We start from the raw sequence: 19,625 nt of genomic DNA, 5'->3' as shown, positions 1-19,625 counted from the left end.
AACTACACATGGTAACTGCACTCGATCCGAAAACCGCTCTTGTTTTAATTGACCTGCAAAACGCGATCGTAAAAATTCCGTCAGTGACACCCGCCGAGGTTATTTTAGCCAATGCTGCCAAACTGGTAGCCGCTTTTCGGAAGGCCGCTTTGCCCATTGTTATTGTCACGGTCGATCCCACTAAGGCTACCGGGTCGACGATGCGTCGGGATGTGACGTCGCCGATGCCTGCTGCTCTCCCTGCCGAAGCTCTGGCGTTAGTACCGGAAATTAAAACAGAACCGGGCGATATTTTCATTACCAAGCATACCTGGGGTGCCTTTCATGAAACGAATCTGGACGAAGAGCTGAAAAAGCGCAGCATTACGGGGATCGTGCTGGCAGGTGTGGCCACCAGCCGAGGGGTAGAAAGTACGGCCAGAGCCGCCAGCGAACGGGGCTATAACATTGCGTTTGCGCAGGATGCCATGACCGACGTAGTGGCCAGCGCCCACGAAAACAGCCTCAGGACGATCTTTCCCCGCATCGGCGAAGTAGATGATACCGACGCGATTATTGCGATGGTAGAGTTTATGTAGCGACGTAACCGCATCGGCGGCCCGGCCTTTACGGCTCCTGACCGGAGGTTTTTAGCTGCCGCACGGGAGATGCAAAGGCTACGTCGCTACTCAGCCCGTAGTGATTTAACCGGGTTCATCAAGGCGGTTTTTATGCTCTGGAAACTGATCGTTAGTAACGCAATGCCAATGGCCAATACACCGGCCAGCGCGAATATCCACCACGAAATGTCAATTTTATAAGCGAAGTCGCTTAGCCACAGGTCCATAACATACCAGGCGATCGGCGACGCCATGACGATTGCGACCAGTACCAGCTTGATAAAGTCTTTGGACAACAGCGCAATCAGGCTGGGAATTGACGCGCCCAGCACTTTCCGCACCCCAATTTCCTTGGTCCGCTGCGAGATAGTATAGGACGATAATCCGAACAATCCCAGCGAGGCAATCAGCACGGCGAGAATGGAAAAGATGGTCGTTATTCGGCCAAAAACCTGGTCGTCTTTGTATTGCCGGTTGAATTGCTCGTCCATAAAAAAGTACGTAAAGTCGTTGCCGGGGAAAAACTCGTTGTACGTCTGCTTCACCAGATCAAGGGTCTGATTCAGGTCACTGGTGGCGATTTTGACTGAATAGAATCCTCCATTCGTGTAGAAAGGCTGGAAAACAAGGGGTTCGATCTGATGACGTAGTGATTGCTGGTGAAAATCGCTCACAACACCGACCACCTCCCATTCCCGTCCCATAAAGTTGATTTTTTGCCCAACGGCGGAGGTTGCATTCTGGAATCCTAACAGCTTGGTCGCGGATGAATTGATCAGTATATTCTTGACTTTTCGACCGTCAGGATCAGAGTCGGTGGGCTGGAAAGTCCGGCCTGCCAGTAACTTTATTTGATACATGCCGAAAAAGTCAAGGTCAACATTCATCCGCCCGAGCGTTACACCCTTCTCTTCATTGGACCCAACCCGCTTCACATTGAACGTGCGTGGAAGCCGGTCGCCCAGCAAGTTGATGGAAGCCGAAGCGGCTTTGATGGCCGGATACTGCTTCAGCTCCTGTTTAAAGCTGGCAATACGTTCGATGGAGGTTGAATCCCAGCGGGTTAGGGCAGGCCCGGAGATGACCAGCACCTGATCCATATTGAAGCCCAGTTTCTCACTCCGCATATAAGCCAGTTGCCGGAAAACGATGAACGTGCCGATGATCAGGATTATTGACGCTATGTATTGAAAAACCACCAGCGATTTCCGGACCCAGACCCCCGAGGCCGACCGCTTGAAACTCCCTTTCAACACGCCGATTGGCCGAAAAGAAGATAGGGCAAAAGCAGGGTAGAAACCCGACAGAAACATACCCAGAATGAAGACCACTCCCAGCGCAATGGCCATCAGCCTACCGCCATAACCTGCGCCGGTCAGTAACGATAGGGAGAGTGGTTTACCAATCTGTTCGCTCAAAAACGGTTCCAGGGAAACGGTCAATCCCAATGCGAAAACGAGCGCCAGCAAATTCAATAAGATTGATTCGGACAGAAACTGGCCGATTAACTGGTTCGTGGTTGCCCCAGCTACTTTCCGAACGCCCACTTCTTTGGCTCGTTCCAGCGAGCGGGCCGTCGATAGGTTGATGTAATTGATCCAGGCAATCAGTAAAATGAACACGGCGATAATCAACATGGTCCAGACCGCCTTGCCGTTATTTACAACGCCGATCTCATACTCATAATCGGAGTATAGATGGGCTTTCAACAGCGGTTGTAAATGAAATTTTTCAAGGCTGCCGGAGACTTTGTCGCCTTTGAAATAGCGTTGGCTGAACGCAGGGAATTTGCTTTCCAACGCTACGGCGTTAGCGCCAGGCTTCAACTTCAGGTAATGCCACATATCCGATCCGTCCCAACTGGTTTTCACCCAGGGACCCCAGGTTCTGACCAGCGTTTCGTAGGAGATCAGGGCACCAAATTGGAGGTGCGACGTAGCAGGGATGTCTTTCATGACACCTGTAATTCGGAAAGGCTCCGTATCTAAATCCATGAAAAGCGTTTTGCCAATCAGTCGGGCATAATCGTTTGGTCGCGCCCCAAAAATGCGTTGTGCATCCTTCTCCGTCAGCACAAGGCTATTGGGGGCTTTCAAGGCGGTTTTGGGATCGCCCGCTACCAGTGGGAAGGTAAAGAAGGTCAGGAAATTATCATCCACAAAAAACGTCTGCTCCTCCTGATAGACCGATTTCTCCCGCCGAAATTTTACGGTTCCATTATTAACCAGCGTCGTGTAGCCTTCGACTTCCTGATAATCGTTCGCCATCGTCTTGCCGATGGTTGGATACGTAATGGTGCCGTGCTGAACGAGTTTCCCCTGCTGAAACCGGTCATTGGTGACGCGGTAAATGCGGTCAGCATCTTGCTGGAACTGGTCGAAACTCAACTCAAAACTAACGTATTGCAAAATCAGGAGGCAGGCCGTAATGCCAACGACCAGTCCCAGCATATTGACCAGTGAAAAGACCTTAGCCTTCCATAAATTCCGAAACGCGATTTTGATGTAGTTACGTAGCATAGGGCATAGGGGTTTGGGCAACGGGGTAAGGGCATAGAGGTTTGGGCCGGTTTTACTGTGGCGACGGACCGCGTGACGACGGATTGCCTCCTGCCGTCACGATGGACCGCCCATGCCCTTACCCCGTTGCTACTCCGAACGGAGTGATTTGACGGGATTCATCAGGGCGGCTTTGATACTTTGGAAACTTACGGTCAATAAGGCAATACTTACTGAGAGCACACCTGCGAGGGCAAACATCCACCACGAAATGTCGATCTTGTAGGCGAAATCCTGTAACCAGCGGCTCATGACGTACCAGGCTACCGGAACCGCCAGCACGATGGCAATGGCTATTAGTTTCAGGAAGTCTTTCGAGAGTAGCGCTACAATGCTGCCGACTGATGCACCCAACACTTTGCGAACGCCAATCTCTTTGGTCCGTTGTTCAGCCGTGAATGTAGCGAGTCCGAACAGGCCGAGGCAGGCAACGAAGATGGTTAGGCCCGCGAAAATGCCCAGAATACGACCAATTTTCTGCTCCGCCAGATAGGTTTGGTTAAAGCGTTCATCCAGAAAAGAGTACGTAAAAGGTGCGTCGGCCATCAACTGATTCCAGTTCGTTTTCAGGCTGGCGAGTAAGCCGGAAATATCTTTGGTTTTTACCTTTACAATTACGGTGCCTCCGGTATGGCCCAGCACCATCACCAGCGGAGAAATACGCTCGTGCAGCGATTTGAAGTGGAAATCTTTCACCACACCAATGACCCGATACGTAGCTTTTTGGCCTTCGTTGTTCGCATTGGTCACCGTGTGGCCCAACGCATTTTTGCTCCAGCCGAACGTTTTAGCGGCCGTCTCGTTTAGAATTACCCCCGACGAGTCGGTGCCATAGTCTCTGGAGAAGTTTCGCCCATACGCCATCTGCATTCCCAGTGTTGGAATATAATTGTAATCCACGTCGTAGCGAAGGGTCTTTATTAACTGGGTGGAGTTCGTTTCGGGATAGACCGTGAAGTTGTTGTTGTTACTCGGGCCCGCGGGCAGATAGCCGGACGTACTGACATTCACCACGCGAGGGTCCTGCATGATCTGATTGCGGAATACGTCTTCCTTTTTGCCCAGCAGCCAAGTTTCGGGCAGCACCAGTACCTGGTCTTTGTCGTACCCCAATTTCTTGTTCTGGATGTAGCTGAGTTGCCGATACACCACGGTGGCGCCCACCATCAGCGAGATCGAAATAAAGAACTGGAAAACGACCAGGCCACTACGTAGTCCGATGCTATTTTTGCTCGATGTAAACTTGCCTTTCAGCACAGCAATTGGCTTGAACGACGACAGGAAAAACGCGGGATAACTGCCGGCCAAAATACCCACCAGCAGGCCCAACAGCAACAGGCTCGGTAACGTCCAGGCATTAGCCGTAAAATTTAGCGTCAGTTCTTTGCCAGACAGATCGTTGAAGAGTGGTAACGTCAGGTAAACCAAGCCAACGGCCAGCATCAGCGCAATGGTCGTCAGCAGCAGCGATTCAATCAGAAATTGATTGGCCAGCGCCGATTTTACCGATCCCATCACTTTCCGAATGCCCACTTCTTTGGCTCGTTTGGATGCGCCCGCCGTGGAGAGGTTCATAAAGTTGATGCAGGCAATCAGCAGCATAAACAACGCAATGGCGCCAAAAATGTAGACGTATCGAATATCGCTCCCTGCTTCCAGATTCTGCGTCATATCCGAATGCAGGTGAATGTCCGTCAGTGGTTCCAGAAACAGGCCGATGTCATTGCCTTTTTTGCGAAACTGACCTATACTCATGCCAAACGCCTTCTCCAATTGGGGAGCCATGTACTTGTTTACTACGGTAGGTAGTTTGGCTTCCAGTTGGTGGTAATCGTAGTCTTTAGGCAGGACTAAATACGTATGAAATTCGGACGTCATCCAGGAGTTCGATTTAGCATCCGGGAAACTGGCCATCGACACAAACAGGTCGAAATGGAAGTGCGAATTGATAGGCACCTTGTCCATAACCCCCGTGATTTGATACGTAGTATTCCAGTCTTTAATAGCTACCGTTTTTCCAATAGGGTTGTCGTTTCCAAAATACTTCCGGGCCATTTCCTGCGTGATAACGGCCGTATTCGGACGAATCAGAGCTGTTTTTACGTCGCCCTGAAGAAGGGGCAGTGTAAATACCTGGAAAAAATTGGAGTCTACATAGGCGATGACATTATCCTTAAATGTCTTATCACCCACCGTAATGAGGGGGGCACCACCCTGACGTAAACGGGTTGATTCCAGCACTTCAGGATAGTCGGCTTTGAGGGTCTGCGCAACGGGCGGCATCACATGCGCTTCGTTCATTTTACCACCCTGAATCGAGCCCCGGAAAACGACGCGTACAATCTGGTCGGCCTTGTCATTGAAACGGTCGTAACTAAGTTCGTCGAGTACGAACAGGCTGATGAGCATACACGTCGCCAACCCGATTGCCAGCCCTGTAATGTTAATGGCCGAGAATGCCCGATTGCGTTTCAGATTCCGCCAGGCAATTTTTATGTAGTTCTGTAGCATGAGTAAGCAAGGATTGGTGAGCTAACGCTTAATCGTCTATACCCAAATGATGTACCACGTTTGTAAATATTTGATATTTAGAGCGATAGAATTCGGTGTAAACAAATATTGTCCGCAAACGGACGATTATTCGTTCAGTTGCGGACAATGTGGGATTGGGCAAAGGGCGTGGGGCAGAGGCCGGTTTTACCGTGGCGACGGACCGCCTTCTGCCCTATGACCCATGCCCTTACCCCGTTGCTACTCCGAACGGAGTGATTTGACGGGATTCATCAACGCGGCTTTGATACTCTGGAAGCTGATTGTGAGCAGGGCAATGGTAACTGCCAGCACACCCGCCAGCGCGAAAATCCACCACTCGATGTCAAGTTTGTAGGCAAATCCCTGTAACCATTGGTTCATGGCATACCAGGCCAACGGTGAGGCAATAGCGATTGCCAGCAGAACGAGTTTTAGGAAATCTTTGGAAAGCAGGCCAACAATGCCCGTTACAGACGCGCCTAGCACTTTTCGGACGCCGATCTCTTTGGTCCGTTGTTCGGCCGTGAACGCCGAAAGTCCAAACAGGCCCAGGCAGGAAATGAAAATCGCCAGGAACGCGAAATAATTAGCCAGACTGCCGACAATGGACTCGCTCTTGTAGAGTTTCTGGTATTCATCGTCCGCGAAGCGATAAGCAAACGGAAACTTTGGATTCAGTTGTTTCCAGACCGACTCGATACTGGCCAGCGCCTGCTTGGTCTGGCCGGGTTGGGTCCGAATCATGAACGTCTGCCAGCCGGGTTCTGTCGCCAATCGCATAATCAGGGGCGCTATGGGAATGTGCAGCGACTGGAAATGGAAGTTTTCCATAACACCAATGATCTTCCCCGGTTTGCCCCACATCGTAATGGGTTGCCCGACGGGCGGTCCGCCGTTGCGGGTCTTGTAGCCGATACGTTTGGCCGCAGCTTCGTTGATTAAGTAGTTGGTAGTATCTGTGCTGAACTCCGGCGAGAAATCGCGACCCGTCACTTTTACCTTTAACGTCTTCAGCAGATCATACCCAACCGCTGTCTGAGTCATTTCAATGTTGACATTTGGATCTTTCCCCGGCCAGGTTATTCCGCCCGTACTGCTGCCAATGTTGGTGGGTGCTTCCTGCATCGACGACACGGCTAAAATACCGGGCTGACGTAGCAACTCGTCTTTGAAGGTTTTATAGTTCGACTGAGCACCTAGTTCGCCCTCCACCGGAACATAGATCAGATTTTCCCGCTCGTAGCCAAGGTTTGTCGTTTGAACGTAGTTGACCTGGCGGTACACGATGATTGTGCCAACAATGAGCAGCATGGACAGGACGAACTGGAACACCACCAATCCCTGTCGAAGTAGCCGTGCCCCGGAGCCAAACAGGAACCGTGACGACGGACCGGTCCCTTTCAACACCCGAACCGGCTCCAGCGACGATAAAAACAAAGCTGGATAACTACCGGCAATTAAACCAGTGAGCAACGTCATACCGAGCAAAATCGCCCAGAAGGAAACCTGGGTGGTCTGTAAGCTGATGGATTTGCCCGTTAATACGTTAAAGGCCGGGAGTAGCAGGAAAATCAGAAATAACGCAATCCCTAACGCCACCAATGTGAACAACAAAGCCTCCCCGATAAATTGACCCGCCAGCACACTTCGCATGGCACCGATAACTTTACGAATACCCACTTCCCGCGCCCGTTTGACCGAACGGGCCGTTGCCAGGTTCATGAAGTTAATGCAGGCAATCAGCAGGAGAAAAACGGCGACAATACCAAACAGGCGCACGTATTCAATACGTCCACCGTCCTGCTGGCCATTCTTGAAGTTCGAATACAGGTAGCCGTCGGGATAGGGTTGCAGGAAGAGCTGCGCATCGAAACTTTTGCCGATATCTTTGTTGTACTTCTTCAAAAACGGGTTGAGCTTGGCGTCCAGGTTGGCCACATTCGCATCCGGGCGTAGCATGATACGCGTGTGAGGACCGTTATTTCCCCACTCTTTCATCCACGGGTTACGGGCTACACAATCCTGCCAGTTTATCAGAAAATCGTATTTGTCCGATGAGTTCTGCGGCATATTTTCAAAAACGCCCATCACCTGATAGTCATTTTTGTTGTCGATTCGTATGCTTTTGCCCAGCGCAGCCACCGGATTGCCGAAATAGAATTCCGCTACTTTGCGGGAGATCGCAATACTGGTAGGCGAGTTCAGCGCCGTTGCGGGCGTTCCGGCCAGTAGTGGAATACTGAACATTTTGAACCAGTCGGCACCCGCCCAGTGCCCGGATTCTTTGTTGATCTTATCGCCGACCGCAAACGTCAGATTTGCATCCCAGCCCGTATAACCTGCCGCATAGATGATTTCGGGAAATTGCTTTTTCAACTCGTCAGGTAACACGCCGGGCGTAAAACGACCCGTTTGCACTTTGCCGTCGTAAAATTGCCGTTGCATGACGTTGTACAATTGCGGCCCATTCGCGTGGTAGTTATCCACACTTAACTCATCCTGAATCCACAGGAAAATCAACAGGCTACAGCCCATACCCAAGGCAAGCCCCAGAATATTAATAGCTGAGAAGGCTTTGTTGCGGACCAAATTCCGCCAGGCGATTTTGACGTAGTTGCGTAGCATGGGAAAAAGAGCATGGGGATAAGGGCATTGGGTAGGGGGTAGAGGGCGTAGGCCAGTTTTTTCCTCATCCCCTCCCCTCTGCTACTCCGAACGTAGTGATTTAACGGGATTCATTAAGGCAGCTTTTATGCTCTGGAAACTGACGGTTGTAAACGCAATAACCACCGCCAGAGCCCCGGCTACCGCAAAAATCCACCAGTGAATGTCGATTTTGTAGGCGAAATTCTGCAACCATTTATTCATGGCCCACCAGCTAATGGGTGAAGCAATCAGAATCGCGATAACCACCAGCGTGAGGAAATCTTTGGAAAGCAGGAGCACAATATTGGTGACCGATGCGCCCAGTACTTTGCGCACCCCAATTTCCTTCGTACGTTGCTGCGCTGCAAACGTGGCCAGACCGAACAAACCCAGGCACGAAATCAGGATAGAGATAACCGTGAAGTAGCTCACAATGCGGGAGGTGCGGGCTTCAGCCTCATAATTTTTCTGGAAGTCTTCATTTACGAACGTGTATTGAAACGGCTCATCGGGACGTAGTGCTTTCCATTTCTGTTCCAGAAAACTCAATACGTTCTCCATATTGGCCGTTTTGACATGCGCAATGATGTAGTTGTAGTTGGGGCGGCTATTGAGCAGAAAACTGTATGGTTGGATGGTTTGGTGCAGCTTTTCGAAGTGAAAATCCTTCAAGACGCCCACAATTTCGTAAGGGTGCGTTTCGCCCTGCCAGTCGAAATTTAGTTTTTGCCCGATGGCTTTCGTCAGCGGAATCTGGAACTCTCGTAAGGTAGCTTCGTTGACGACAATCCGGTTGCTGGTGTCGCCCGGAAACTGCCGGGAGAACATCCGCCCGGCGAGCAGTTTGAAGCCCATGTTTTGCATGAAATCATAATCGACCCAGTTTGTTTTCACTTGTTGGGCTGTCATGACGCCCCGCTCGGGTCGATACAACAGAAAATCGCTGGCGTTGTTGATGCCCGGATAATACTGCGTGCCTGCGGCTCCCAGTACCTGATTGTTTCGTAGAATTTCGGCCCGGTAGCTGGTATAGGCCGCGTTCGCTTCTTTACTGCTCAGCGGAATGGCAATCTGTTGATCCTGCGTAAAGCCCAGCGACGTATTGCGCAAAAAACGCATCTGCTCCTGAATCACGAACGTAGCCAGCACCAGCCCAATCGAAATCACAAACTGAAACACGACCAGTCCCCGACGTAGCGCGATGGCCGACAGTGTATTCGTAAATTTACCTTTCAGCACCTGCGCCGGATTGAACAGCGACAGATAGAACGCCGGATAACTACCTGCCAGCAAGCCCGTTAGCAAGGCCAGGCTAATAAACGCCAGTATAATTCGTGGTTCGAACAACTCGGATACAAGTAAGGATTTGGCCGTCAGTTGATTGAACACAGTTAAAAACAGTGAGACCAGACCAAGGGCAATCACCAGCGCCAGCAAGGACAGCACGATCGACTCACCCAGAAACTGCCCGATCAACGAACCCCGTTCGGCGCCCATCACCTTCCGAACGCCGACTTCAGCCGCCCGTTTGGCAGACCGGGCGGTAGACAAATTCATGAAATTGATGCAGGCAATCAGTAGCGTGAATAGGGCAATCGACGCCAGAATGTACAGGTATGTTGTGCTGTTGGTGGGCGTCACAACGGTTTTCAACTGGTCGGAGAGGTGCAAATCCGGAACCGAAACCAGGAACAACTTTTTGCCGAAACCTACATTCTTCAAATCGTTGCTGGCATATTTATCCATAAACCCCGGAAACTTCGTTTGCAACTGAACCGGGTCTGTTCCTGGGCGTAATTTCAGGTAGGTAACAAACATATTGTTGCAGCAGAAATCAAGTTTGGCGTTTCGAAGAAAGCCACCAATCCAACCTGCGGAAATGGGTAGAAAGAACTTGGCGTCGATGTGGGAACGAGCACTTTCGTCGCGGTAAACACCCGTTATTTTGAAGTCTTCGCCATTACCCGCCGTGCCGCCAATCCGGATCAGTTTGTTCAACGCCGAGGCATCCCCAAATAGCTTGTGAGCAATTTCTTCCGACAGTACCACCGAATGTTGATCGACCAGCGCAGTACGTGGGTTGCCTTCTGTAAACTGATAGGAAAACAGGTCGAAAAATGTCGAATCGACCTGGTAGCCTTTGGTTTCGTAAAAGGATTTAACGGCTTTGCCGCCTTCGCGTACCTGTAACAGGGATTTATCATCGATCAAATTGACCCATAAACGGGCCACCTGTTCGATTTCCGGAAATTCGGACTTCAGCGCGAACGCATAGGGAGCCGATGCGGTCGAATTCTTTTCACTTCCGGCATCCTTATTGGCTTTCCCGATAATTGTTTCCTGCGCCATCAGGTACAACTGACTGGCGTGTTGCTGGTGTTTGTCGTACGACAGTTCGCTACGTATGTATAGCAGCAACAACATGCAACACGTCATCCCGACGGATAGCCCGAAAATGTTAATGGCTGAGAACGATTTGCTTCTCAGTAGATTACGGACGGCGATTTTGAGATAGTTTGTGAGCATGGGAAGAAAGGGTAAGGCGTGGAGCAAGGGGCATGGAGCAGAGTTTTAACGCCAGGCTCCATGCCCCTTGCTCCACGCAGCTTATTCAGAACGTAGTGATTTAACCGGATTCATCAGGGCGGCTTTCACGCTTTGGAAACTGACCGTTAGCAGGGCAATCAATACGGTCAGGCCACCAGCCAGCAGGAACACCCACCAATGGATGCTCGTCCGATAGGCGAAATCGTTCAGCCAGGTGTGCATGGCATACCAGGCCACGGGTGAGGCAATGATCAGCGCCACAATCACCAGTTTCATGAAGTCTTTGGAGAACAGGGTTACCAGGCTTATTTCCGATGCACCCAACACTTTACGGATGCCAATTTCCTTGGTACGTTGCTCAGCCATGAACATCGACAAGCCAAACAGACCCAGGCACGAAATCAGAATGGCGATGCCCGCAAAGATGCTGAACAGGGTCTGTTGTGTTTGCTCGCGAGCATAGAGCCGATCAAAGCGGGTATCCAGAAACTGATAATCGAACGGGTGCTCCGGGAAGAAGCGCTTCCAGACCGTTTCAACGCGTTGAATCGCCGTCGGCACATCACCTTTCAACGGAATGGACAGCCATCGGAAGTTTTCTGTCGACATAACCATCGCCAGGGCTGCCATCTCCTGATGCAGGGATTCGAAGTGGAAGTCTTTGGTAACGCCAATAACCTGGCCTTTCACCGGACCGTATCGGAAGGCTTTGCCAATGGCCTGTTCGGGTGTCCAGCCTAACTGCCGCACAGCCGTTTCGTTCAGAACAACCATCGACGTATCAGTTGAGTAGGCGCGGGAAAAGTTGCGTCCGGCCGCCATCGCAATCTGATAGGCCGGAATAAAGTCATAATCGACGCGCAGACCCCGCAGATTGATTTTGACGGGAGCCATGCTGTCGCCTTTTGCCGCAGCCGCATCCCAGGAGTCGAGTAGTCGGGAGGAGGGAATTCGGGATGAACGTCCCATATCGCGCACCGCCCCCGTTTGAATGAATTGTTCCTTGATTGTTTCGTAATTCCTGGCTGAATCGCTGAAATCGGGCATTAGTAACACCTGATCTTTGGCATAACCCAGCCGGTAATCCTGAATGTACTTCATCTGGTTGTAGACAACCGCCGTGCTGATCATCAGGACAATCGCTATGGCGAATTGCGTTATAACCAGCACCTGCCGCAGTTTACCCGTACGCATGGTGGAGGCAATCTGGCCTTTCAGCACACCAAGCGGCCGGAATGACGTCAGGAAAAAAGCGGGATAACTGCCTGCCACCAGGCCCGTCAACAACGTAATGCTAACCAGGATGACAAGAAAGACAGGATCAAGAAGCTGGCTGAATTCGAGTTGCTTTTGGGTAAACTGATTCAATGAAGGCAAGCATAGCATGACCAATACAATGGAGATGCCCAGTGACAGGGTCACCAATAAAATGGATTCGCTCAAAAACTGACCAATGAGCTGGGTGCGCAAAGCCCCTACAACCTTGCGCATCCCAACCTCTTTGGCCCGCCCCGCCGAACGGGCTGTTGCCAGATTCATGTAATTGATGCAAGCAATCAACAGAATGAATAAACCAATAGCCGAGAATAAATAGATATAACTAATGTCGCCCGTTGGCTCTACCTCCGAATCGGTGTGCGACCGTAAGTGAATACTCGTGAGGGGTTGCAGATTCAACACCGACCAGGCCGATGGATTCCGTCCTTCTTCGGGTGGAATGTGTTTATTCTGAAAAGCCGGGAAAGCCGCTTCAATACGTTTGGGATCGACACGGGGCTGTAGCAACACATACGTATTGAAGGAGTTGTTGCTCCAGTTGGTCCGTAACCCTTCAGCCCCATATACGCGGGGGTCGTTAAACGTAACGAAGGAGACTAAAAATTTGGGATGAAAATGGGCCTGAGCCGGTAATGGTTCAAAGACGCCCGTAACCGTCATATCGAACTGGTTATTAAGTCTCACCGTTTTGCCAATCGGATTTTCGTTACCAAAATATTTCTCCGCCATCGGTCGGGAAAACATAATGGAAAATGGATTGATCAGGGCTTGATCGGGGTTTCCGCTGACCAGGTTAAAATCAAACACCTTGAACAGATTGGCTTCCGCAAAGAATATATCCTCCTCATTGAATGAATGTTCCCCGTACTTCAGCAGCCCGCCGTTATCAATGGTTCGAACTACTTGCTCGGCTTCCCGGAAATCCTGTTTAATCAAGGGGCCGAAAGGAGGGGCCAACTGCGCCAGTCGCAACGACGCGGTTCCTTCCGACGACAGGAAGGTTCGGGTAACGCGGTAAATTCGATCGGCATGAGTATTGTAACGGTCGTAGCTCAACTCGTCTCTGACATAGAGCGCAATAAGCAGGAAACACGCCAGCCCAACGGCCACGCCCGTAATATTGATGAAGCTAAACGCCTTGTATTTTCGAAGATTGCGAAACGCGATAAGCAGATAATTACGTAGCATAATCGAGCAGAAGTGATATCAAATTCTGATAGTCCAAATGCTATACCAGAAATGAAACTCTCTGAAAATCAGCTAGTAAATGCTGGATCAGTCGAAAAAATGTCCGCAAACGGACGCAATCCGTACAGTTGCGGACACCATTTTTTATGTAATTACTTCCAGCCGATAGCCTACGCCATGAACAGCCACAATACGAATGGTTGAGTCGGGCTGGAGCAGCTTACGGAGTCGCGACACGAAGACATCAGCACTACGTCCAACAATAATGCCTTCATCTTCCCAGACGGATTTGAGGATGAAGTCGCGCGTCAATAACTGATTCGGATGGCGGACAAACAGATGAAGTAACTTGGCTTCGCGATAGGTGAGCGGATGCATAGTACCCGCTACGTTCACCGATTGATTCGTCGTATTGAAAGACAGTTGTCCGACGGAGATTAGATGGTCAGATGCCCTGGGAATGGTTTCTGGCGGCAGTACTGAATTCGTTTTTTTATCTGATTTCTGCCAGACGATATAGGCGCCACCAACCAGCAGGAAACCAACCGCCCAGGCCCACAGGATGCTGGTCGCTTTCGGTTGAGGAGACACCGGCGTGTTGAAGGTAAGTTGTAGGGTATAGCACCCCCGTTTCTGTTGACGGCCTCCGCAGGGTATCTCATTCTTTCCGGATACATCGAGAAAATTGTAGCCCAACTGCAATTCGCCGGTTGCACAATCCACCAACGCTACATCGTAGTTGGCTTTGATCTGATGAATCGCCAGCGATTGTTGCAGTAGCGTTGGTAATCGCCCGTAATCGAAGGGCTGTTCCAGACGGACCAGGAACGTAGTGGCAGTAGAATGTTGCACTACTGGAATCCGGGAGGTCGAATCGCCTTTTTCGATTAACAGGTGATGCGCCGTACGGCGTAGCGCCAGATTTACCTTTTTGGCAAAGTCAGCCTTGTTGCCCTGGCCCGCAGACGGCGTTCGCCAGGCAAACTGCATAAACAGTAAACCGGCTACCAGCAGGGCGATGATAATAACTGACTTTTTCATGATAGCGACCTGTTTGTCATACTGACGAAGGAAGCATCTTCGGTAAAGATAAAATTCTACTTCCCGAAGATGCTTCCTTCGTCAGTATGACAAAATAACTTCATTATTAGCAACCGTCTCCGCGTTTCCTCAAAATAGGAAATAATAAATCGCTGTTGAAAAAAGGCTTCAATTTAATGCTCCGTCTGGCTCTTGAATCGCTGGTTCGGACGGGCTCAATAACCAGATCATCACCCGGTTTTGCCATGGCCAACACAGGTGCTACGTCGATTTCGAGTGCAGATTGACTGGTATTCGATACACTCTTATCAACTACATTCCCGTTTCGACGCAAGTAAATTCGAAACGGAATCTTTTCAATTTGCGTCGTTGCTGGATTACTGGATACGACCGTCAACGTCCCTTTGCTTGCCATTGAGAAAGCTGTGAAATCGAAGGCCTTATTGTTCAGTAGCAACGGGTTGGCATGAACTATAGAGCCGGGTTCCGTTGTGCTGCCCGGAGCGAACGTATTAATTGTCGGTAGAGAAAAGGCTGATAGAACTACCACTGGCCAGATCATTAGTTGCAGTTTCACTGGAGCGTAAATTAGATGGTGAAATGAAGATGAAAACTAACTACTGAACAAGAATTTCATTGTGCGGCATGGCGTACTGATCGTCCAGTGTCAGCCATACGATGTGATCCCTTTTTTTGCACTTTGTCAACACGTTATGCACATCAATCTGCGTCACGTCGGTTTTCGTAAGGAGCAGCAACGCTTGTGAGTTCTTATTTCGGATCGTAATTCTGAACGGAATTTTATCAACTGCCTGGCTCGCCGTTGGTGATACGTTAACCGTACAAACTGTGAGCTTGCCGGTGGCGTTTGATGGTAGCCTACATTTGCCTTTCGTACTGTATTTATTCACGACCATTTTGTTAGTCAAAAAAGCCGCTGAACAATTGTTGAATGCATGTTGCCCGAGGCCAACCGTAGATACAGCGCTGCAACAAATAGCGAGAATGAGTTTGCTTACTTTTGTCATGGTTCCTGTTCGTTTAAAGGATGAATCAAAAGTAGATGCTCCGTCTGCCAGAGTTGAAAAAGCCCTGTAAAAGCTTGTAAAGGAATTGTAAAACCATGCAGTCGTGGTTCTGGATATCATTCAGAACGTAGCGAGTTGATGGGATTCACTAAAGCCGCTTTTATACTCTGAAAACTTACCGTGATCAGCGCAATTCCGATTGCCAGCAAACCCGCTAAAACAAATATCCACCCGTCAATTGTGATCTTGTAGGCAAAATCCTGCAACCAGTTATTCATGGCCCACCACGCGAGTGGCGACGCCATAAGGATCGCAAGCAGAACCAGTTTCAGAAAATCTTTCGAGAGCAACGTAACGATACCCGCCACACTCGCGCCCAGCACTTTTCGGACGCCGATTTCTTTCGTGCGCTGAACCACAACAAAAGACACAAGGCCATACAGACCTAAACCGCAAATCAGCATTGCAATGCCCGAAAAGATATTGACCAGCCGAAACACCAGATTTTCGGTTTCATACTGTCTGGCTACCTGATCGTTCAGAAACTCGTATTCAAAAACTTCATTAGGGTATAAAGTCTGCCATACGTCCCGAATGCGCTGCACCGTCTGCTGCTGATTCTGCCCCGTGATCCGGATGCTGGCCTGCGCGTACATGGGAGCATAACTGGCGATAAAGCAGGGGCCAATGGGGTCGCGGAATGATTTCTGATGAAAATCGCTGATCACGCCAACAATAGGGAGCGGAACTGGCGAGAGATAGTATTGCATCGTTTTTCCCAACACGTGCTGCGGATCGCGAAAGCCGAGTTGACGCAACAGGGTTTCGTTGATAAGATATTCCCGAATGGTGTCACTCGGCACAATGTTACGTCCTGCAATGAGTTGCAGCCCATATGTTCGCAGGTAATTCGCGTCGGCCAGCCGCTCCCGAACAGGATACCGATCCCAGTCGGGTTTGCCATTAAATCTAAAGGAACCCCCGTAGTTCAGTTCGCTCGCTGGTGGACGATGTTCGAAACTAACCGACTGAATATCCGGATACGCGACTAATTGCTGCCGAAAGGCTTCCTGCGTAGCCGTCTTCTTATCGGGTATGGTAACCAGTACTACGTTGTCTTTCCGAAAACCCAAATCAGCCTGCTGCATGTAGCGTATTTGATTGGCTACGACCAGGGCCCCAATAATCAGTACCTGACAAACCATGAACTGCACGACAATAAGGGTTTGACGGATTGAATAATTTCCGCCGGAACGCAACGATAGCGTACCTTTCAGAGCCGCCCACGGACTAAACCCCGACAAAACCGCAACTGGATAGCCGCCCGCCAATCCAGTGACAACGCCGACAAGCAACACCACGAAGCCGAACGTCTGCCCGTTTATCGACAACGACAAATTGATGGACAGCCACTGATTAATGAGGGGTAGTGTACTGATAACCAGTATCAAGGCAAGGCTGGTTGCTATCAATACAATGAGGGATGTTTCGAGCAGAAACTGGCTCACCAATTGCCTCCGCGAACTTCCCAGTGTTTTTCGAACGCCGACTTCTTTCCCCCGCCGAAGCGCCTGCGCCGTAGCCAGGTTGATAAAGTTGATGCAAGCTGCCAGAATAAGTAGAGAGCCAATGATACCCAGCGACCATACTAGTGAGGCACGAATTGACCCACCACCTCGTGCCACATCGAAGTGGAACTCGCGCATGGGTTGCAGGTGAAAACGATAATATTTGGCATCAAGTCCGTATTGGCGTTTTGCTAAAGCTGGAAACGTTCGTTCGAGACTGGCGGTGGCATCCGGATCACGTAGCGTAATGTAAAGTCGGTTCGTACTGTTCAGAAGGCCCCAATCCGTTTGGTCATAGCTCGGATCATATTGCTTCAACGTCGCCAGCGAGATGAATATCCCCAGATTTGTATCGGTCGTCGTTGGTGGATCGGCAAGTACCCCCACAACCGTTACGTTGGTTCGGTTGTCGAGCGTTATGGTCTGTCCCAAGGGGTTCGTCTCGCCAAAGTATTTTTGCGCATACGTCTGAGTCAGAACAACCTGGTTAAGCTGTCGAAGCGCCGTTTTAGGATTTCCCTGCAACCACCTATAGCTCAGAATGTCGAACCATTCCGGCCCAACAAATCCCATATGGCTGTGCTCCCGAAACCGAAGGGGTTCGGTTCTGCCCGCCCGCTTTATACTAAGGGTCATTTCCCGAATCATCATTAAAAATGCCGCGTGGTCTACCTGTGGATAGTCTGTTCGCATGACCTGAGCCATCGGCAGGGGCGCTTCGGGGTTATACTCTATCGAACCGTCAGCGAGGTATAAATCGGTATCGACCCGAAAAATCCGGTTGTAGTTGATGTGGTGCCGGTCGGTGCTCAGGTGATAGCGGATAAACAGGAAAATCAGCAGCCCACCGGCCAGCCCTATCGTAAGCCCAGTTATATTCAGGAAGGTATAAACGCGCTGTGAACGCAGGTTCCGGAGGGAAATTTTGAGGTAGGAACGAAGCATGAGAAAGGCTGTCAATGAGGCTATTCGTTGCTGCGAAGGTATTCATGATCAGCGCTTATCGTCACGTATGCTACGTTGTTGACTCGTTAAAAAATGTTAAGCGGTTTCGTTGCGAAGTTTATGCCCCATTTTTGCTAACTTTCATTCGATAGAATCAGGCCACTGCAACCAGGTGATAAGTACGTGAAAAGGGAGCGCCAAAAACGGACAATTTGCGTCCGAAAGCGGACATATTAATTGCATTAATATCAATCAAACTTCTGATTATCAAGCTATACAGGCAACTGGCATGACTATTGGCACAGGGCATAATAACAAATGAGTTCCGGGCCTATATTCGCTGGTTCGATATGTCAATCACTAAATCACTCATTTGTTAATTGAAAAATGGATCGCGTCTTACCTAAACGTTTTTGGACTACACAGCGTCTCGCTATTTTTGGCGGTGGTGCCCTGATCATAGGGCTTTTAGCGTACACATTCTTCTTTACCGACCGGCGGTCGAAGCTGAATGTCGAAAAAGATAAAATAACCGTCTCCACCGTATCGACGGGACCATTTGAAGATTTTATTGCCGTAACGGGCGTTGTTCAACCGCTCAAAACCATTCGGCTGGATGCTATTGAAGGGGGGTACGTAACCCAGAAACTGGTCGAAGGCGGTAATACCGTAAAACAGGGCGAAGTGCTGTTGAAGCTCGAAAACCAGAGCCTCAAACTAAGCTTTCTGCAATCGGAAACAGAAGCCAACCGACTCGTTAACGACCTGCAAAACACACGTCAACGGATACAGATCGAACGATTTACGCTACGTAAAACGCTGGCCGATGTCGATGCTCAGATTTCTCAGGCGAAAGACACCTACGACCGTCAGGAAAAGCTGTACAAAGACAAAGTCGTGTCGGAAGAAGATTACCTGAAAGCGAAACGGGCGTATGATCGATTGATTAGCCAGCGTACTATCGAAATCGAAACGCAGAAGTATCAGGAGGAAAACGCAAAATTCCAGATCAAACAACTTGAAGGAACCTTGCAACGTACGCAGAAAAATGTAGCTCTTTGGCAACAGACACTGGATAACCTGGTTGTTAAAGCGCCTGTGTCGGGTCAATTGTCAAGTATCGATGTAGAAGTCGGTTCAAACATCAACCGGGGCCAGAACATCGGGCAGATTGATGACCTGAACGGCTTCAAAATGCGCGTCGGCGTTGACGAACATTACATTAGCCGGGTATTTTCGGGCCTGAAAGGATCGTTCGAATTCAACGGAAAGATGCACGAACTTGAAATAAGCCGCGTGTATCCTGAAGTAAAAAGCGGTCGTTTTGAAGTCGATATGGTTTTCCCCAAAGGCGCGCCCGAAGGCATCAAGCGTGGGCAGTCATCACCGATTCAGTTGGAATTGGGTAAAGCGGCCAAAGCGACACTCCTGCCCGTTGGGGGCTTCTTCTCCGACACGGGCGGCAACTGGGTATACGTAGTAGATAAGTCGGGCAAACGGGCCGTAAAACGGCCGATCACCCTGGGTCGCAAAAATCCTGAGTTTTACGAAGTACTCAGCGGCATTGAGCCCGGCGAACAGGTAATAACGAGTTCATACGAGAATTTTGGCGATAACGAAGTACTTGAATTTTAACTCATCTGAACCGGAATTTTTATGATTCTATTGACTGACTATGATTATTGCTTTCTTTGA

11 protein-coding genes are annotated in these 19,625 nt (G+C 50.0%); 2 read left to right on the top strand and 9 right to left on the bottom strand.

Translation table 11 applies throughout. The features are described 5' to 3' along the window. Positions 1–8 precede the first annotated feature (8 nt). Positions 9–578, top strand: coding sequence for an isochorismatase family protein (locus tag ACYVEA_RS07745; protein ID WP_461112792.1), 570 nt, complete (start codon positions 9–11; stop codon positions 576–578). A gap of 86 nt (positions 579–664) precedes the next feature. Here the strand turns inward: ACYVEA_RS07745 and ACYVEA_RS07740 are convergent, their stop codons facing one another. The 9 genes from ACYVEA_RS07740 to ACYVEA_RS07700 form a co-directional block, all read right to left on the bottom strand. Beyond that, positions 665–3,118 (bottom strand): ABC transporter permease, encoded by a 2,454-nt coding sequence (locus tag ACYVEA_RS07740; protein ID WP_461112791.1) that lies wholly within the window; start codon positions 3,116–3,118, stop codon positions 665–667. 129 nt (positions 3,119–3,247) lie between these two features. Beyond that, entirely contained in the window at positions 3,248–5,668 is a 2,421-nt protein-coding gene (locus tag ACYVEA_RS07735) for an ABC transporter permease (RefSeq protein WP_461112790.1), read from the bottom strand. Between the two features lie 240 nt (positions 5,669–5,908). Continuing rightward, positions 5,909–8,314 (bottom strand): ABC transporter permease, encoded by a 2,406-nt coding sequence (locus tag ACYVEA_RS07730; RefSeq protein WP_461112788.1) that lies wholly within the window; start codon positions 8,312–8,314, stop codon positions 5,909–5,911. An 81-nt stretch (positions 8,315–8,395) separates the two neighbouring features. Beyond that, positions 8,396–10,861, bottom strand: coding sequence for an ABC transporter permease (locus ACYVEA_RS07725; RefSeq protein WP_461112787.1), 2,466 nt, complete (start codon positions 10,859–10,861; stop codon positions 8,396–8,398). Positions 10,862–10,942: 81 nt separating this feature from the next. Further along, positions 10,943–13,348, bottom strand: a complete 2,406-nt coding sequence (locus tag ACYVEA_RS07720; RefSeq protein ID WP_461112786.1) for an ABC transporter permease — start codon at positions 13,346–13,348, stop codon at positions 10,943–10,945. A 144-nt stretch (positions 13,349–13,492) separates the two neighbouring features. Beyond that, positions 13,493–14,389 (bottom strand): winged helix-turn-helix domain-containing protein, encoded by an 897-nt coding sequence (locus ACYVEA_RS07715; protein WP_461112785.1) that lies wholly within the window; start codon positions 14,387–14,389, stop codon positions 13,493–13,495. A 106-nt stretch (positions 14,390–14,495) separates the two neighbouring features. Beyond that, positions 14,496–14,966 (bottom strand): hypothetical protein, encoded by a 471-nt coding sequence (locus tag ACYVEA_RS07710; protein ID WP_461112784.1) that lies wholly within the window; start codon positions 14,964–14,966, stop codon positions 14,496–14,498. A 40-nt stretch (positions 14,967–15,006) separates the two neighbouring features. Continuing rightward, the gene (locus tag ACYVEA_RS07705) at positions 15,007–15,417 is read right to left on the bottom strand and encodes a hypothetical protein (protein ID WP_461112783.1); all 411 of its coding nucleotides are present in this window, start codon (positions 15,415–15,417) and stop codon (positions 15,007–15,009) included. Positions 15,418–15,533: 116 nt separating this feature from the next. Further along, positions 15,534–17,930: an ABC transporter permease gene (locus tag ACYVEA_RS07700; protein ID WP_461112782.1), complete on the bottom strand. Its 2,397-nt coding sequence runs from the start codon at positions 17,928–17,930 to the stop codon at positions 15,534–15,536. Between the two features lie 387 nt (positions 17,931–18,317). Between ACYVEA_RS07700 and ACYVEA_RS07695 the strand changes: the two genes are divergently transcribed. Beyond that, positions 18,318–19,565, top strand: a complete 1,248-nt coding sequence (locus tag ACYVEA_RS07695) for an efflux RND transporter periplasmic adaptor subunit (protein ID WP_461112781.1) — start codon at positions 18,318–18,320, stop codon at positions 19,563–19,565. Positions 19,566–19,625 lie beyond the last annotated feature (60 nt).

It is taken from the genome of Spirosoma jeollabukense (genome assembly GCF_054777855.1).
Note: the sequence above shows the minus strand (reverse complement) of the source record. Positions and strands in the feature narration are given on the sequence as shown.

Coding starts and splice junctions, on each gene's coding strand:
- ACYVEA_RS07740 (WP_461112791.1), bottom strand. CDS start 3,118: ATGCTACGTAACTACATCAAAATCGCGTTTCGGAATTTATGGAAGGCT.
- ACYVEA_RS07725 (WP_461112787.1), bottom strand. CDS start 10,861: ATGCTCACAAACTATCTCAAAATCGCCGTCCGTAATCTACTGAGAAGC.
- ACYVEA_RS07735 (WP_461112790.1), bottom strand. CDS start 5,668: ATGCTACAGAACTACATAAAAATTGCCTGGCGGAATCTGAAACGCAAT.
- ACYVEA_RS07720 (WP_461112786.1), bottom strand. CDS start 13,348: ATGCTACGTAATTATCTGCTTATCGCGTTTCGCAATCTTCGAAAATAC.
- ACYVEA_RS07695 (WP_461112781.1), top strand. CDS start 18,318: ATGGATCGCGTCTTACCTAAACGTTTTTGGACTACACAGCGTCTCGCT.
- ACYVEA_RS07745 (WP_461112792.1), top strand. CDS start 9: ATGGTAACTGCACTCGATCCGAAAACCGCTCTTGTTTTAATTGACCTG.
- ACYVEA_RS07730 (WP_461112788.1), bottom strand. CDS start 8,314: ATGCTACGCAACTACGTCAAAATCGCCTGGCGGAATTTGGTCCGCAAC.
- ACYVEA_RS07705 (WP_461112783.1), bottom strand. CDS start 15,417: ATGACAAAAGTAAGCAAACTCATTCTCGCTATTTGTTGCAGCGCTGTA.
- ACYVEA_RS07700 (WP_461112782.1), bottom strand. CDS start 17,930: ATGCTTCGTTCCTACCTCAAAATTTCCCTCCGGAACCTGCGTTCACAG.
- ACYVEA_RS07715 (WP_461112785.1), bottom strand. CDS start 14,389: ATGAAAAAGTCAGTTATTATCATCGCCCTGCTGGTAGCCGGTTTACTG.